The 16,321-nt window shown below is 51.9% G+C and carries 12 protein-coding genes; 6 read left to right on the top strand and 6 right to left on the bottom strand.

All coding sequences use genetic code 11. The features are described 5' to 3' along the window. The first annotated feature begins 3 nt into the window (after nt 1–3). Together dkgA and LG384_RS20950 are read left to right on the top strand one after the other, a co-directional pair. On the top strand, nt 4–831 hold the full coding sequence (gene dkgA, locus LG384_RS20955) for a 2,5-didehydrogluconate reductase DkgA (RefSeq protein ID WP_045449780.1): 828 nt from the start codon (nt 4–6) through the stop codon (nt 829–831). Nucleotides 832–1,020: 189 nt separating this feature from the next. Continuing rightward, a complete protein-coding gene (locus tag LG384_RS20950; RefSeq protein WP_045447571.1) occupies nt 1,021–2,475 on the top strand; it encodes a DASS family sodium-coupled anion symporter in 1,455 nt (484 codons plus the stop codon). 48 nt (nt 2,476–2,523) lie between these two features. On the opposite strand, the gene LG384_RS20945 is transcribed toward LG384_RS20950, so the two are convergent. Then, nucleotides 2,524–4,695, bottom strand: a complete 2,172-nt coding sequence (locus LG384_RS20945) for a YgiQ family radical SAM protein (protein WP_045447574.1) — start codon at nt 4,693–4,695, stop codon at nt 2,524–2,526. Nucleotides 4,696–4,894: 199 nt separating this feature from the next. Here LG384_RS20945 and LG384_RS20940 point away from each other — a divergent pair, with 199 nt between their 5' ends. Then, nucleotides 4,895–6,370 carry a TrkH family potassium uptake protein gene (locus LG384_RS20940; RefSeq protein WP_304522406.1) on the top strand — a complete coding sequence of 492 codons (1,476 nt, stop codon included), beginning with the start codon at nt 4,895–4,897 and terminating at the stop codon, nt 6,368–6,370. A gap of 16 nt (nt 6,371–6,386) precedes the next feature. Here LG384_RS20940 and ftsP read toward each other — a convergent pair whose 3' ends face one another. The 5 genes from ftsP to LG384_RS20915 all read right to left on the bottom strand — a co-directional run bounded on the left by ftsP (nt 6,387) and on the right by LG384_RS20915 (nt 13,333). After that, a complete protein-coding gene (gene ftsP, locus LG384_RS20935) occupies nt 6,387–7,799 on the bottom strand; it encodes a cell division protein FtsP (protein WP_045447580.1) in 1,413 nt (470 codons plus the stop codon). A 71-nt stretch (nt 7,800–7,870) separates the two neighbouring features. After that, complete coding sequence (gene plsC / locus LG384_RS20930; RefSeq protein ID WP_045447583.1) at nt 7,871–8,608, bottom strand: 1-acylglycerol-3-phosphate O-acyltransferase; 738 nt, start codon at nt 8,606–8,608, stop codon at nt 7,871–7,873. 195 nt (nt 8,609–8,803) lie between these two features. Beyond that, entirely contained in the window at nt 8,804–11,062 is a 2,259-nt protein-coding gene (parC, locus tag LG384_RS20925; protein ID WP_048220542.1) for a DNA topoisomerase IV subunit A, read from the bottom strand. Nucleotides 11,063–11,217: 155 nt separating this feature from the next. Continuing rightward, a complete protein-coding gene (locus LG384_RS20920; protein WP_225761453.1) occupies nt 11,218–12,825 on the bottom strand; it encodes an ABC transporter substrate-binding protein in 1,608 nt (535 codons plus the stop codon). A 115-nt stretch (nt 12,826–12,940) separates the two neighbouring features. Next, complete coding sequence (locus LG384_RS20915; protein WP_045447592.1) at nt 12,941–13,333, bottom strand: YgiW/YdeI family stress tolerance OB fold protein; 393 nt, start codon at nt 13,331–13,333, stop codon at nt 12,941–12,943. Between the two features lie 151 nt (nt 13,334–13,484). On the opposite strand from LG384_RS20915, the gene qseB reads away from it, so the two are divergent. The 3 genes from qseB (at nt 13,485) to LG384_RS20900 (ending at nt 16,181) form a co-directional block, all read left to right on the top strand. Next, complete coding sequence (gene qseB, locus LG384_RS20910; RefSeq protein ID WP_045447595.1) at nt 13,485–14,144, top strand: quorum sensing response regulator transcription factor QseB; 660 nt, start codon at nt 13,485–13,487, stop codon at nt 14,142–14,144. Next, nucleotides 14,141–15,490, top strand: a complete 1,350-nt coding sequence (qseC, locus tag LG384_RS20905; protein ID WP_225761452.1) for a quorum sensing histidine kinase QseC — start codon at nt 14,141–14,143, stop codon at nt 15,488–15,490. Before qseB ends, qseC begins: the two co-directional genes overlap by 4 nt. A gap of 109 nt (nt 15,491–15,599) precedes the next feature. Beyond that, nucleotides 15,600–16,181, top strand: a complete 582-nt coding sequence (locus LG384_RS20900; protein WP_045447601.1) for an NAD(P)H-dependent oxidoreductase — start codon at nt 15,600–15,602, stop codon at nt 16,179–16,181. Nucleotides 16,182–16,321: the final 140 nt, after the last annotated feature.

Raw genomic sequence — 16,321 nt, 5'->3', positions numbered from 1 at the left:
ATTATGACTAATCCAACTGTTATCAAGCTACAGGATGGTAACGTAATGCCACAGCTGGGCCTGGGCGTCTGGAAGGCAAGTAATGAGGAAGTAATCTCCGCTATTCATAAAGCGCTGGAAGTGGGTTATCGCTCTATCGATACTGCCGCCGCGTATAAAAATGAAGAAGGTGTTGGGAAAGCGTTACGTAATTCGGGCGTACCCCGGGAAGAGTTGTTCATCACCACCAAACTGTGGAATGACGATCAGAAACGTCCCCGTGAAGCTTTGCTCGAAAGTATGGAGAAACTCCAGCTTGATTACCTTGACCTTTACCTGATGCACTGGCCCGTCCCGGCTATCGACCATTACGTTGAAGCGTGGGAAAACATGATTGACCTGCAAAAACAGGGTCTGATTAAAAGCATCGGCGTGTGCAACTTTCAGATCAACCACCTCCAGCGTCTGATGGATGAAACGGGCGTTTCGCCGGTGATCAACCAGATCGAGCTTCATCCACTGCTGCAACAACGTCAGTTACATTCATGGAATGCGACGCATAAAATCCAGACCGAGTCCTGGAGTCCACTGGCACAAGGTGGGAAAGATGTGTTCGATCAAAAGATTATTCGCGACCTTGCTGAGAAATACGGCAAATCTCCGGCACAAATAGTTATCCGCTGGCATCTGGATAACGGTCTGGTGGTTATCCCGAAATCGGTAACCCCTTCCCGTATCGCAGAGAACTTTGATGTTTGGGACTTCCGCCTGGACAAAGATGAATTAGGTGAAATAGCTAAACTCGATCAGAGTAAACGCCTGGGTCCTGATCCAGACCAATTCGGCGGTTAATTCCCCTCTCCCGCCCGGCATTCTGCTGGGCCTTTTCATTTCATGAAATATCAGGAAACAATAAAACACCTGTTTATATGTGTATTTCCTGCGTTCACAAGCGCAGCATTACTACCAAATAACCACCTAATTATTAATGGTTATTATACTTAAAGAATACACATATCAATTTTTTATAGGTGTCAAACTGTGGCGGAAAACAAATCCCAGGGAGTTAAATGGCTCCCATTGATTCTTATAATATTAATCTCTTCTGGTCTCTGGCAACTCACCCCACCAACAGGGTTAAGTGCCCCAGCCTGGCATTCGGCGATTATATTTGTCGCCACTATCGCCTCTATCGTGGCAAAAGTTCTGCCGATTGGCGCTGTCGGCATTATTGGCATTACCGTTTTTGCACTCGCCTATGCCGCGGGGGATAAAACGGCCAGTGGTGCTATAACTACAGCACTAAGCGAGCTGAACAGTTCGCTTATCTGGCTTATCGTCGTCGCTTTTATGATTGCCCGTGGATTTATCAAAACCGGTCTGGGTCGGCGTATTGCGTTACAGATGATCCGACTGCTCGGTAAACGCACGCTGGGGCTCGCCTACGGTCTGGCTTTTGCCGATCTGATCCTCTCTCCCGCCATGCCAAGTAATACGGCGCGCTGCGGCGGCGTTATCTATCCGATTGCCGATTCTCTGGCACGCAGTTTTAACTCAAACCCGGAAGATGAATCTCGCAGCAAAATCGGTACCTTTCTCATCACTTGTATCGGCAATGTCAACGACGTCACCGCCGCGCTCTTTATGACTGGGTATACCGGTAACCTGCTGGCGGTGAAACTGGCGGCAAACGCAGGAATCACGTTGACATGGGGAAGCTGGTTTATGGCGGCGCTGCTGCCTTGCCTGGTGTCACTGCTGCTGGTTCCGCTGCTGGTGTACTGGCTGGTGCGCCCGGAAATTAAACATACGCCTGATGCCCCTAATCTGGCCCGTAAAGAGTTGGCAGAAATGGGCCACATGTCACGCGGCGAGTGGTTGATGCTGGCGACCGTCGGCGTTCTGCTGGTGTTGTGGATCTTCGGTGATACGTTAGGTGTCGATGCCACTACGGCCTCGTTTGTTGGCCTGTCGATTTTATTACTTAGCGGCGTTCTGAGCTGGGAAGATGTGAAAAGCGAAAAAGGCGCATGGGATACACTGATTTGGTTCGCCGCGTTGCTGATGATGGCAAACCAGTTGAAAAAACTCGGCTTTACCACCTGGTTTGGTAACCTGATTGGCGATAGCCTTAGCAGCACCATGCACGGTACCAGTTGGGTGATCGTTCTGCTGCTGCTTAACGCCGCCTACTTCTACACCCACTACTTTTTTGCCAGCGGAAACGCGCAGATTGCCGCACTGTATGCCGTATTCCTTGGCGTCGGCCTGCATCTGAATATTCCGGCTGCTCCTACAGCATTAATGTTGGCCTTCACCAGCAGCCTGTACTGTTCTCTCACTCAGTATACTCACGCCCGTGGTCCGATCCTGTTTGGCGCGGGATATGTACCAACGGGAGTCTGGTGGCGAACAGGATTTGTCATCAGCCTGTTTAACCAGGCGGTCTTCTTGACCGTGGGTTTGATGTGGTGGAAGGTGTTGGGTCTGTACTAAGCTGAAGTGAAACTGGCCCGGTAAGCGTTGCGCCACCGGGCTACACATTTAGCGCCCTGCCACTTTCCCGCGTTTTTTATTCGCCGCCGGTGTCTGGCGTTGATGTGCCACTGGCGTATGTTTGGTCAGCGCCGGACGTGTATGTCGGTTCTGGCGACGCGCTTCACGCATCTCTTCCAGCGTAGGAGACGGAACCAGACATTCGCGACGACCACCAATCAGATGCTTTTTACCCATATCTTCCAGCGCCTGACGAATTAGCGGCCAGTTGGCTGGATCGTGATAACGCAGCAACGCTTTATGCAGACGACGTTGTTTGTCGCCCTTCGGCACCACCACATCCTCACTCTTATAACCAATTTTACCCAGAGGATTTTTCCCGGTGTAATACATGGTTGTCGAGTTCGCCAGCGGCGATGGGTAGAAGTTCTGCACCTGATCCAGACGGAAACGACGCTGTTTCAGCCACAGCGCCAGATTTACCATATCCTCGTCACGCGTACCCGGGTGCGCAGAGATAAAGTATGGGATCAGGTACTGCTCTTTACCGGCCTGTTTAGAGTAGGTATCGAATAGTTCTTTAAAGCGATCGTAGCTGCCCATGCCCGGCTTCATCATCTTCGACAATGGGCCTTCTTCGGTGTGTTCCGGCGCAATCTTCAGATAGCCCCCCACGTGGTGGGTCGCCAGCTCTTTGATATAGCGGGGATCTTCAACCGCGATGTCATAACGCACACCAGAGGCGATAAGGATCTTTTTAATACCTTTTAAATCACGCGCACGACGATAGAGATTAATGGTCGGCTCGTGGTTGGTATCCATATGCGGGCAGATATCCGGGTAGACGCAAGACAAGCGACGACAGGTCTGTTCCGCGCGCGGCGACTTACAGCGCAGCATATACATGTTGGCCGTTGGGCCGCCAAGATCGGAAATCACACCGGTAAAGCCCGGAACGGTGTCACGAATCGCTTCGATCTCGTTGATGATCGAATCTTCCGAGCGGCTCTGGATGATGCGTCCTTCGTGCTCGGTGATCGAACAGAAAGAACATCCGCCAAAACACCCACGCATAATGTTGATCGAGAAACGGATCATTTCATAAGCCGGGATGCGGCTGTTACCGTACGCCGGATGAGGAACACGTTGATACGGCAGCGCGAAGACGCTATCCATCTCTTCAGTCGACAGCGGGATCGCTGGCGGGTTGATCCAGATGTAGCGATCGCCGTGTTTTTGCATCAGGGCGCGCGCGCAGCCAGGGTTTGTTTCGTGGTGCAGGATTCGTGATGCATGTGCATACAACACTTTATCGCCCTTTACCTTCTCAAAAGACGGCAGCAGCACGTAGGTTTTCTCCCACGGCTTTGGACGTGGCGGCTGAACGGTGACCGCTTTTGCTTCCTGCTTTTTAGGTGCAACAGGCTTGTTATCCGCGCAAGGCAGATCTTCACCATACGGATGTGGGATAGGATCAATTTTCCCCGGCGTATCCAGACGCGTGGAATCCACACCGCTCCAGCCTGGCAGCGCTTCTTTGACCATGATCGCGGTGTTACGCACGTCGCGGATCTGATCAATTGTCTCGCCCATCGCCAGACGGTGCGCCACTTCTACCAGCGGACGTTCGCCGTTGCCAAACATCAGCATATCCGCTTTGGAATCCACCAGCACAGAGCGACGCACGGTATCAGACCAGTAATCATAATGCGCAGTACGGCGCAGGCTGGCTTCAATACCACCGAGGATCACCGGAACATCTTTCCAGGCTTCTTTACAGCGCTGGGTATAAACCAGCGTAGCGCGGTCCGGGCGTTTGCCTGCAACGTTGTCCGGCGTATAGGCATCGTCATGGCGCAGTCGGCGATCGGCGGTATAACGGTTGATCATCGAGTCCATATTGCCGGCAGTCACGCCGAAGAACAGGTTCGGTTTACCCAGACGCATAAAATCGTCTTTGTTGTTCCACTCCGGCTGCGCGATAATCCCGACACGAAATCCCTGGGATTCCAGCATACGACCACAAATGGCCATACCAAAGCTTGGGTGATCGACGTAGGCATCACCGGTAACCAGAATAATGTCGCAGCTATCCCAGCCAAGTTGGTCCATCTCTTCTCGCGACATCGGCAGAAACGGCGCGGGACCAAAACAGGCGGCCCAGTACTGCGGCCAGGAGAAAAGGTCTCTGTCCGGTTGGATCAGGGATATTGCGCTCATAGTGCTTCCAAAAATGGTAAAAAAATAATCAAAGGCCGGGGATTATACGCTGTATGTCCGCAAGAAATGAAGTGGAGTCTGAGCCAGACGGGTAGAAAGCTTTATAAATTGTTAAATTTTACTACACCCATTTTTTTCAATCATAATTAACACCATGCCGACCTGTTGAGATATCTCTTTTTCGGCGGGGGATTTTTCATTGCAACTCAACGATTCACTGCATATTTCCCAGTTACGGGTTGTTGTTCATCTGTGCGGATTTTTGGTTCTTCTGTACAGCTTCTCTATGCTGCCACCGATGGCCATCGCTCTGTTGCATAAAGAGCGGAGCTTTTTCGCTTTTTTCAGTACATTTATGACTTTCTTTACCCTCGGCGGCGGTGCATGGCTGGTAACAAAACATGCCGGTATTCAGCTACGAACCCGGGATGGTTTCGTCATCATCGTTCTCTTCTGGCTGCTTTTTTCATTTATCAGCGCGATGCCGATGTGGATGGACGATGGCTTAAATCTCTCCTTTTCCGATGCTCTGTTTGAAGGGGTCTCCGGCATTACCACTACCGGAGCAACGGTGATTGGCGACGTCAGCTCCTTGCCAAAGTCCTATCTGTACTATCGGGCTCAGCTCAATTTTATTGGCGGCCTGGGGGTTATTGTCCTCGCCGTAGCGGTATTGCCGCTGCTGGGTATCGGGGGTATGAAACTCTATCAGTCTGAAATGCCCGGCCCCTTTAAAGAAGAACGCCTCACGCCAAGACTTGCTGACACTGCACGCACGCTGTGGCTAACCTATTTCATTCTGGGACTTATCTGCACTCTGGCTTACTGGATTGCCGGTATGTCGTTTTTCGACGCTGTATGCCACGGGCTTTCGACGGTCTCCCTTGGCGGATTTTCCACCCGCAGCGAGAGCATCGGCTTTTATAACAGCCATGCTATTGAGCTTGTCGCCGGGCTGTTTTCGCTGTTATCTGCATTTAACTTCACCCTCTGGTACGTCGCTATCGTAAAACGTACCTTCAAGCCATTTCGCCGTAATGCCGAACTGCAATTCTTCTTGATTATTGCGCTGGTTATCACCCTGGTCAGCACCTGGCAGGTCTGGCGAGCGGGCATGTACGGTATATCAGACAGTCTGGTGCACGCCTTTTTTCTGGCCAGCTCCATGTTGACAGATAATGGCCTGTCGACGGCGGATTACGCACAGTGGCCCTCACACACAATTTTCATGCTACTCAGCGCCAGTTTCTTTGGCGGTTGTGTGGGCTCGACCTGCGGAGGAATTAAGGTGCTGCGCTTTCTAATTATGTTCAAGCAGTGTCGTCAGGAGTTACACCAACTCGCGCACCCTCGCGCATTGCTGAATATCAAAGTTGGCAACAACGTGGTTACCGACCGTGTGGTTCGCTCGGTATGGAGCTTCTTTTTTCTTTATGTTTTGTTTACCAGCTTTTTCATCTGGGCACTCAATTTGATGGGCTACGATCTCTTCTCATCTTTCGCCACCGTCGCCGCCTGCATCAATAATATGGGACTGGGATTTGGCGTAACCGCTACAACGTTTGGCACTTTACACGACGAGGCAAAGCTTCTGATGTGCGCAGCTATGATCATGGGGCGTCTGGAGATTTACCCCATTTTGATCCTTTTCTCGCGCATGTTCTGGCGGGCCTAACAGGCCCACCTGCGCATTACGGTGCCGGATTCACCAGCATCTGTCCGATGGAGCCACGATCCGCCATTTCCAGCGTCTGGCTGTTGAAGTAGAACGGGAAATGGGCCCAGGAAGGCTGTCCGTAATAGACCAGCAACTCCACCTGACCATCCACCCAGACGGTATCTTTCCAGCCCCTGTCTTCCGGGAACGGCATTGCGCCATTCACATTACGGACCAGGAAAGAGACGCCTTCAATATGGAACGCCTGCGGCATATCCGCGCGTACTGTCCAGCGCTCCCAGGTTCCCTGCTGAGCGGTGATATCCATGCGGTTTACATCCCACAGTTGACCATTGATACCAGGGTCGTCATCGAGGCTGATATCGCGGCTACGAATCGGCGTTCCACTCAAAATTTCTGTTGGCAAAAGACGCATCGGCAGACTGTCAGTCACCAGCGGTAGCAGGCCTGTGGGTCGCAGCGTTAATACCAGTGTGGAGACCAGAATACTGGAAGGTTCAAAGAATCCCCGGATCCGGTCAACAATACTGGCTGCCTCACCACAGGTGATCGACACTTCGTCACCGTTAGTCATATCCACCAGAATCTCACGCCGCTCGCCAGGCGCCAGCGATAGCTGTTTCACCGACACCGGAGCCGGTAAAAAACCTTGATCGCCGGAAATAACATGCAGTGCGCGCCCGTCGCTCATTTGTAGTTGGTAACGACGAGAGTTAGACGCGTTCAGCAGACGCAAACGTACCCAGCCACGAGACACTTCCACATAAGGACTCTGCGCCCCGTTGACCAATAACGTATCACCGACAAAACCACCACTGCCCGGTTCGCTGTATTCCGGCGTACCAAAGTTATCCAGACGCTTATCCTGAATAATGATCGGAAAATCATCCACGCCATAATGGTTGGGAATAGGCAGTGATTTACTCACTTCATCTTCGACCAGCCACATCCCGGCAAGACCGTTATAGACCTGCTGTGCGGTACGGTTTGGCGTATTGGCGTGATACCACAACGTCGCGGCGCTCTGGCGAATCGGCAGGACCGGCGCCCAGTCCGCATTCGGCGACATCATTCGTGCCGGCCCCCCCATCAGTGGGCCAGGTACCTGCAATCCGGCGATGGTCATCGAGACATTTTCAGTCAGACGGTTGCTGTAGATAAGCTTAACGTCATCCCCTTTCCAGACGCGGATTGTCGGCCCCAGGTAGCGCCCGTTAATTCCCCAGACAGGCGCGCGCGTACCTTGTGTAAAGGACCAGTGAGCGCGTTGCAGGGTCATAAATAACGGCTGTCCCCGGCGGGACTCCAGCAGTGGCGGAACAGGTAGAGGTTGTTGCTGACCGGCAGCATTAGCCTTCAGCGGAACAGCACCTGCACACAGTGCGATTCCCGATGCCTGAATGAACTGACGCCGACTGAGTGACATATAAGCTCCATGTAAAACTGGCTATTAACACGCAGGAAATCACTTCCTGTAAAAAACTCGAATTGCGCGAATCAAACCTTACCGGCAGCTTCCCGCTCGGCAACTTCTTTGTCGAGTTCGGCGATTTTTTGTTCCATCAGCGTACGGCAATGCGCTGCCAGTTCACGAACCTGATCCTTACCAAAATGACTGATATCCACCGGCGGTAACATCTCAACGATCGCCAGACCATTATTCAGCCGGTTAAGTTTAATCTTATTCGAAGTCGTTGAAACACATACCGGGATAACAGGGACGCCAGCAGCAATTGCCGCATGAAACGCGCCAGTTTTAAATGGCAACAGGCCACGGCCACGGCTACGCGTTCCTTCCGGGAACATCCAGATGGAAATACGGCGTTTTTTGAAATGGTTCACCACCGCTGCAATCGTACTGTGCGCTTTCGCACGATTATTTCTGTCAATCAACAGATTACCGGTGAGCCAGTACAGCAGACCGAAGAAAGGGATCCACAGCAGGCTTTTTTTACCAACCGTTACTGTCGGTGGCTGAACAATATTCGCGGCAGTAACCATGTCGTAGTTATTCTGGTGGTTACAAATATAGATGGCATTACCATAGTCCTTCGCGTCCGCTGGCATACGGCACTCAACCTTCAGGCCGTAAAGAGGAGCCAGCCGACCAAACATATGGCCGAACGTCGCGACGTGTTTTGGATTTCGCGGGCTGAAAAGACAGTATATACAACCGAAAATACAGACCAGAATGCAGTAAATAACAGTAATGAATAAACGAAAAATATATAGCATAACAACCTCTAAGGCCTAAGAGCCTGGCATTTTACGTCACCTGATCCAGAACACAGTATCAGGTTAGGGCTTTGTTAAGAGCGGCTCTCTGGAAAAGCGTATTGTTAATCGCAACGCACGAATAAACAACGGTTTCACGGGAATTTTTAACGTTTGCTCTCCCTCCGTAAAAGAAGGGAGAGCCAAACGACAGCGTTATTCTTCGCTGTCGCCGTTGCTGGCACGTCGAGGCGAGTCAATCTCAATACGATCAATGCGCTGCAGACCGCGCATTAGCGTACCGCGACGACCACGCTCGCCGGTTACCTTCTGCAACTCTTCTGGACGCAGTTTAATTTTGCGTTTACCGACGTGAATTGTCAGCGTGCTTTGCGGCGGTAATACATAGAGCAATGCCAGACCATCTTCACCTTTTGCCGCTTCCGCAGAAGGAATGTTGATTATCTTATTCCCTTTGCCTTTCGACAATTGCGGCAGATCGCTCACCGGGAACATCAACATACGTCCGGCCTGGGTGATCGCCAGCAACATATCGGTTTCATCTTCGATCACTACCGGTGGCATGACATGCGCATTCTCCGGTAACGTAATCAACGCTTTACCCGCACGGTTACGCGCTACCAGGTCATTGAAAGTACAGACGAAGCCGTAGCCAGCATCTGACGCCATTAATAGTTTCTGGTCATCGCCTTCCATCAGCATGTGCTCAACCGTCGCACCTGGCGGCAGCGTGAGTTTACCGGTCAGCGGTTCACCCTGACCACGTGCTGACGGCAGAGTAATCGGATCGATAGCATAGCTTCGCCCGGTCGAGTCAACAAAGACCACCGGTTGGTTGCTCTTACCTTTCACCGCAGCTTTATAGCTGTCACCCGCTTTATAGCTTAATCCCGGCGCATCGATATCGTGCCCTTTCGCGCTACGTACCCAGCCACTCTGAGACAACACAATGGTGACCGGCTCAGACGGCAGCATGTCATGCTCGCTCATTGCTTTGGCTTCTTCGCGCTCCTTCAGAGGGGAACGGCGATCGTCACCATAAGCGTCTGAATCCGCCTGCAACTCTTTCTTCAGCAGGTTACTCATTTTGCGTTCGGAGGCCAGAATGCCCTGCAGCTGATCGCGCTCTTTAGCCAGTTCATCCTGCTCGCCACGGATTTTCATCTCTTCGAGTTTGGCAAGATGGCGCAATTTCAGCTCAAGGATGGCTTCAGCCTGCGTTTCGGAAATACCAAACCGCGACATCAGCTCGGGTTTGGGTTCATCTTCATGACGAATAATTTCAATCACTTCGTCAATGTTGAGGAACGCCACCAGCAAACCTTCGAGGATATGCAGGCGCTTGAGTACTTTTTCCAGACGATAGTTCAGACGACGACGCACCGTGTCGCGACGGAACGCCAGCCACTCGGTCAGGATCTCCAGCAGGTTTTTCACCGCCGGGCGACCGTCGAGACCTATCATGTTCAGGTTGATACGGTAGCTTTTTTCCAGATCGGTGGTAGCAAACAGGTGGTTCATCACCTGCTCCATGTCCACGCGGTTAGAGCGCGGCACAATCACCAGACGGGTCGGATTTTCGTGATCCGATTCATCGCGCAGATCGTCCACCATCGGTAGCTTTTTATTGCGCATCTGGGCAGCGATCTGTTCCAGCACTTTTGCCCCGGAAACCTGGTGCGGTAGCGCAGAGATCACCACCGCGCCGTCTTCTTTCGTCCATACTGCACGCATACGTACAGAGCCGCGCCCGTTTTCATAAATCTTACGAATTTCTGCGCGAGGAGTGATGATTTCCGCTTCGGTCGGATAATCCGGTCCCTGTACGATATCCAGCAGTTGATCCAGCGTTGTTTTCGGCTGCTCAATCAGCGTAATCGCCGCTTTCGCCACTTCGCGCAGGTTATGCGGAGGAATGTCCGTAGCCATCCCGACGGCAATCCCGGTGGTGCCGTTAAGCAGAATATTCGGCAAGCGCGCAGGCAGCATCTTCGGCTCCTGCATGGTGCCGTCAAAGTTAGGCACCCAGTCCGACGTCCCCTGACCAAGCTCACCCAGCAGGATTTCCGCGTATTTGGACAGTCGGGATTCGGTATAACGCATCGCCGCGAAGGATTTCGGATCGTCCGGCGCCCCCCAGTTCCCTTGCCCGTCAACCAGCGGATAACGGTAAGAAAACGGTTGTGCCATCAGTACCATGGCTTCATAGCAGGCACTGTCACCATGTGGATGGTATTTACCCAGCACATCACCGACGGTACGCGCGGATTTTTTAAATTTGGCGCTGGCATTCAGCCCCAGTTCGGACATCGCGTAAACGATGCGACGCTGAACGGGTTTCAAACCATCGCCAATAAACGGCAACGCCCTGTCCATGATGACGTACATGGAATAGTTCAGATAGGCGTTTTCCGTGAATTCATGCAGCGCAAGGCGCTCTGCCATATCGCTCATTAATCGTGGTTCCTCAACTGTAAGCCCGAGCAATACCCAGTATCTGTCAGGCAATATTGCCGCAGATACTACCCTATCTGGCGTGTTGAGTCACAAAGTTCAGTGGTTTTACCGCCGCAGATAGCGACGGCAATCGTCTCCTTAGTACTTCGCTCTTAATGCGCCCGGATATAGAGCTCTTTGCTATACACATAGTCTTGGGGATTATGCACAGGAAACCCTCCCACATAGGGTTTAAGTAATTTGATCAACGGCTGATAATAGATAGGGATGATGGGGGCTTGCTGGTTAATAATACCTTCCGCTTGCGCATACAGCTGGTTTCGCTGTGCAGCATCGGGCGTACGAGCCGCCTGCGCCAACAACGCGTCATAGCGCGCATCGCGCCACTGACCGACATTTTCTGCATTGCCTGACTGCAACGTATTCAGGAACGTTGACGCTTCATTATACGTCGCGTCCCACGACTGGCGAGACAACATGAAGTCCCCCTCGCGACGTGCATCCAGATATGTTTTCCACTCCATGGTGCGCAACTTAACATCAGCCCCGAGCCATTTTTTCCACTCTGAGGACAAGGCAATGGCCGTTTTCTCATGCAGGTCGTACTTATTGTAAAACAGCTCAAACGTTAACGGATGCTGCTCGTCAAATCCGGCTTGTTTCAATAACGCTTTCGCTTCGGCAACCCGCTCATTCCACGGTGCCTGAAGATCGGTCAGCACAGGCGGCGTGAAACCGGTAACCTGCGGCGGTGTTAGCGTCGTTGCAGGTGTACGCAATCCAAGGACTTTCTCAGCAATAAGCTGTCGATTGGCCGTTAAATACAGTGCCCGACGCACCCGGACATCGTTGAACGGCGCTTTGCGGATGTTGAAGTTGTAATACTCGCTGTTCAGGCGAGGGATCACCCGTAGCTCGCCCGGCAGATTCTTTTTTATCGCCGGAATTTGCTGAGTCGGAACCCAAGTGAGATCAACATCGCCGGCACGATAGCGATTGTACCCCGTCACGGCGTTATCTAACGACAGATAGTCGACCTGCTGTAAAACAGTATGTTGTGCATCACGGTAACGAGGATTTTTACGCACAACGATCTTCTCGTTCACCACCCATTTATCCAGCACAAATGCACCATTGGAAACCAGATGTTCAGGCTTACTCCACGCATCACCATATTGCACAATGGTGTGCTGCGGGACGGGAAATAACGTGGGCCACGCCAGCATGGTAGTGAACCACGGTACAGCCTGTTCGAGAGAGACTTCAAGGGTAACATCGTCCACAGCCTTCACCCCCAACGAACTAACGGGGGATTTACCGTCAACAATCGCCTGCGCATTTTTAATATGCGCCGCCGCCAGATATCCGGCAAACGGGCTGAGGGTATGCGGGTCAACCGCTCGCTGCCATCCCGCCACGAAATCCTGTGCAGTCAGCGCCACACCATCTGACCATTGCAGCCCTTTACGCAGGTGAAAAATATAGCGTTTACCGCCATCCAGAACGTCCCAGCGCTGAGCCTGAGCAGGCTGCACTTTCCCTTCACCATCCATCCAGACCAGCCCTTCAAAGAGATCGAGTACAATTTGCGCGGCGGTATTTTCTTCCACTTTTTGCGGATCCAGGGTGCCCGGATCGCTGTGGTTGTTGTAACGAAAAATTTGTTGTGGGGCGAGAGGTGTTCCGTCTGGGATCGTTGCGGCAAAAAGCGAGGGACTGCACATCAGGCTGACCAGCCATAATAATGGATGCGTTTTCATGATTTCTCTGTCGATAAAAATGATACCGCTACTTTACATGTTGTGGCCCTCTACAGGCTGATTTGTATCACATTTAGGACAAAGAAAAGGGCCGCGAATGCGGCCCTGATGCTGATTACTTGGCGACTTTAGTAATCTGTTTCACATCGATTTCGACGGAGTTCCAGTCTTTATCAACTTCCCCCTGGATTTCCACAACATCCTGCGGTGTTACGGTTACGCCATTCCAGCGTTTATGGTCAATATCTACATTCACCGTACCGGTGGCGTCTTTAAACAGGTACAAATCGTCGGAAATACGCTCGACGATATTACCGCGCAGGGTTACCCAGGTATCATCACGCAGGGATTTGGCACTTTCTACCGTCGTGCTGCTGCCGTTCGGACCAACGAACCCACCGCTTTGGCTTTGCGTCGCGGTCGGGCCAGAGAAGCCGCCCTGCTGCGCTGCCAAAACAGGTGCGGAACACAATGCCATCACGGCAACCATTGCAGCTAATTTTTTCATGTTCATGTCTCCCTTTCATGTTGTTTCACGACTATTTAATAAGTTAATCCTTAACAACTTCTTAAGCCAAAAAAAGATTCTTTTTTGCTGTACAGCATCCGCTGCCACAAGGTTTACTGACAGGCAACAGAGTTATCGCAGGGAAGAACATATGCGTATTTTACTGATAGAAGATGACACGTTGATTGGCGATGGTCTTAAGACAGGTCTGAGTAAAATGGGTTTCAGTATCGACTGGTTTACTGAAGGTCGTCAGGGTAAAGAAGCGCTCTACAGCGCCCCTTATGATGCTGTGATCCTCGATCTGACGCTGCCGGGTATAGACGGGCGCGATATCCTGCGTGAATGGCGCGCAAAAGGGAAACAGGAGCCGGTACTTATTTTGACGGCCCGCGATGCGCTGGCAGAACGCGTTGAAGGCTTACGCCTGGGCGCGGATGATTATCTGTGCAAACCCTTTGCGCTAATCGAAGTTGCTGCCCGTCTGGAAGCTCTGGTGCGTCGCGCCAGCGGCCAGGCCAGTAGCGAACTGAGTCACGGACAGGTAACGCTTAATCCCGGCGCACTGACCGTCACGCTGACGGGGGAGCCGTTGTCGCTCAAACCAAAAGAGTTCGCGTTGCTGGAACTGCTCATGCGCAACAAAGGTCGGGTACTGCCGCGCAAACTTATTGAAGAGAAACTGTACAACTGGGACGAAAACGTCTCCAGTAATGCGGTTGAAGTACACGTCCATCATTTACGCCGTAAACTCGGCAGCGATTTTATCCGAACGGTGCATGGCATTGGCTACACCCTGGGTGACGCATGAAACTCACACAACGTCTCAGTCTGCGCGTCAGGCTCACACTTATTTTCCTTATCCTGGCCTCGATAACCTGGGCAATCTCCAGCTTTGTCGCCTGGAAACAGACAACGGATAACGTAGACGAACTGTTTGATACACAGCTGATGCTGTTCGCCAAACGGCTAAGTACGCTGGATATCAGCGACGTCACCGCCTCGCGTGATATGGCCCGCACGCCGAAGAAGCTGAAGCACGGTCATATTGATGACGACGCGTTGGCGTTTGCTATCTACTCCACCGACGGAAAAATGGTGCTGCACGATGGCGACAATGGCCAGGATATTCCCTACAGCTACCGCCGGGAAGGGTTTAGTGATGGTCAGCTCAATGGGGACAACGACCGATGGCGCTTTCTGTGGCTGAACTCTGCGGATGGTAAATATCGCATCGTGGTCGGTCAGGAGTGGGAATACCGGGAGGATATGGCACTGGCGATTGTTACCGCACAATTAACCCCGTGGCTTATTGCGCTCCCGCTGATGTTGCTTATTCTGGTGGTCATGCTCAGCCGTGAACTCAGGCCGTTAAAAAAACTGGCGCAGGCCCTGCGCTGGCGTTCCCCTGAATCGCAAGAACCGCTCGATCCTAAAGGCGTGCCAAGCGAAGTGCGACCACTGGTCGAGTCCCTCAACCAGCTATTTACCCGCACACACTCTATGATGGTCCGCGAACGGCGCTTCACCTCCGACGCAGCCCATGAGCTACGCAGCCCATTAACCGCGTTGAAGGTGCAAACTGAAGTGGTGCAACTGTCAGATGATGACCCGCAAACGCGAGAAAAAGCGCTCCTGCAGCTTCACGCAGGCATTGAGCGCGCCACGCGTCTGGTTGATCAGCTGCTGACGCTTTCACGACTCGACTCCCTCAACAATCTGCAGGATGTAGCAGACATCCCACTGGAGGAGTTGTTGCAGTCCGCAGTTATGGACATTTACCACCCGGCTCAGCAGGCTCATATCGACGTGCGTTTGCAGATTAACGCACACAACGTTAAGCGTACCGGTCAGCCACTCTTACTCAGCCTGATGGTACGCAATCTGCTGGATAATGCGATTCGTTATAGTCCCCAGGGTAGCATTGTGGAAGTGACGCTCAATGCCCGATTTTTTAGCGTCAAAGATAACGGTCCAGGCGTGGCAGCGGAAGTCCTGACGCACATTGGTGAGCGTTTCTATCGCCCGCCAGGACAAAGCGTTACTGGTAGCGGTCTGGGTCTGTCGATCGTCCGTCGTATTGCGACTTTACACGGGATGTCAGCCTCGTTTGGCAACGCTCCGGAAGGCGGGTTTGAAGCAAAAATCAGCTGGTAGCAACAATATTATTGCTAATAATGCAAAAGACTTTGCACATTTTGCTAATTTCACCGCGCCACTGGTGGAGGTAAAATCGCCTTCAAACGTATATTCTTGAGGACGAAAAATGAGCAACATTCTGATTATCAACGGTGCGAAAAAATTCGGCCATTCCAATGGTCAACTGAATGACACCCTGACCGAGGTCGCGGACGGCATCCTGCGCGACCTCGGGCATGATGTTAAAGTTGTACGCGCTGACAGCGATTATGACGTACAAACAGAAGTGCAGAATTTCGTATGGGCAGATGCGGTTATCTGGCAAATGCCGGGCTGGTGGATGGGTGCTCCATGGACGGTGAAAAAATACATCGATGATGTTTTCACTGCAGGACACGGTACGCTGTATGCAAGCGATGGTCGCACACGTTCAGATGCTTCTAAAAAGTACGGTTCTGGTGGATTGATTCAGGGAAAAAAATACATGCTGTCCCTGACCTGGAACGCGCCAATGGAAGCTTTCACTGAAAAAGACCAGTTCTTCCATGGCGTTGGCGTTGATGGCGTGTATTTGCCGTTCCATAAAGCAAACCAGTTCCTGGGAATGGAATCGCTGCCGACGTTTATCACCAATGATGTGATTAAAATGCCGGATGTCCCGCGTTATATCGCAGAATATCGCAAGCATCTGACCGAGATTTTTGGTTAACTAGTTATTCAAAATTAGACCCAAATAATTCGAGTTGCAGCAAGGCGGTAAACGAGCGAGTCCCGATAAGCTTACTCAAGTATGTGATTTGGACGAGTAAACGCAGCTACAGCCTGAAGAATGCCGGTTATAGAAGGAGT

The organism is Citrobacter sp. Marseille-Q3906, from assembly GCF_916618775.1.
In the GTDB taxonomy this organism is placed as follows: domain Bacteria; phylum Pseudomonadota; class Gammaproteobacteria; order Enterobacterales; family Enterobacteriaceae; genus Citrobacter; species Citrobacter murliniae.
The sequence above is the reverse complement of the archived record's forward strand: the minus strand, read 5'-3'. Positions and strand labels throughout refer to the sequence as shown.

Bases quoted from the DNA above. Each gene is read 5' to 3' on its own strand.
- dkgA (WP_045449780.1), top strand. From the start codon at position 4: ATGACTAATCCAACTGTTATCAAGCTACAGGATGGTAACGTAATGCCA.
- LG384_RS20945 (WP_045447574.1), bottom strand. From the start codon at position 4,695: ATGAGCGCAATATCCCTGATCCAACCGGACAGAGACCTTTTCTCCTGG.
- ftsP (WP_045447580.1), bottom strand. From the start codon at position 7,799: ATGTCACTCAGTCGGCGTCAGTTCATTCAGGCATCGGGAATCGCACTG.
- plsC (WP_045447583.1), bottom strand. From the start codon at position 8,608: ATGCTATATATTTTTCGTTTATTCATTACTGTTATTTACTGCATTCTG.
- parC (WP_048220542.1), bottom strand. From the start codon at position 11,062: ATGAGCGATATGGCAGAGCGCCTTGCGCTGCATGAATTCACGGAAAAC.
- LG384_RS20920 (WP_225761453.1), bottom strand. From the start codon at position 12,825: ATGAAAACGCATCCATTATTATGGCTGGTCAGCCTGATGTGCAGTCCC.
- LG384_RS20915 (WP_045447592.1), bottom strand. From the start codon at position 13,333: ATGAAAAAATTAGCTGCAATGGTTGCCGTGATGGCATTGTGTTCCGCA.
- qseB (WP_045447595.1), top strand. From the start codon at position 13,485: ATGCGTATTTTACTGATAGAAGATGACACGTTGATTGGCGATGGTCTT.
- qseC (WP_225761452.1), top strand. From the start codon at position 14,141: ATGAAACTCACACAACGTCTCAGTCTGCGCGTCAGGCTCACACTTATT.
- LG384_RS20900 (WP_045447601.1), top strand. From the start codon at position 15,600: ATGAGCAACATTCTGATTATCAACGGTGCGAAAAAATTCGGCCATTCC.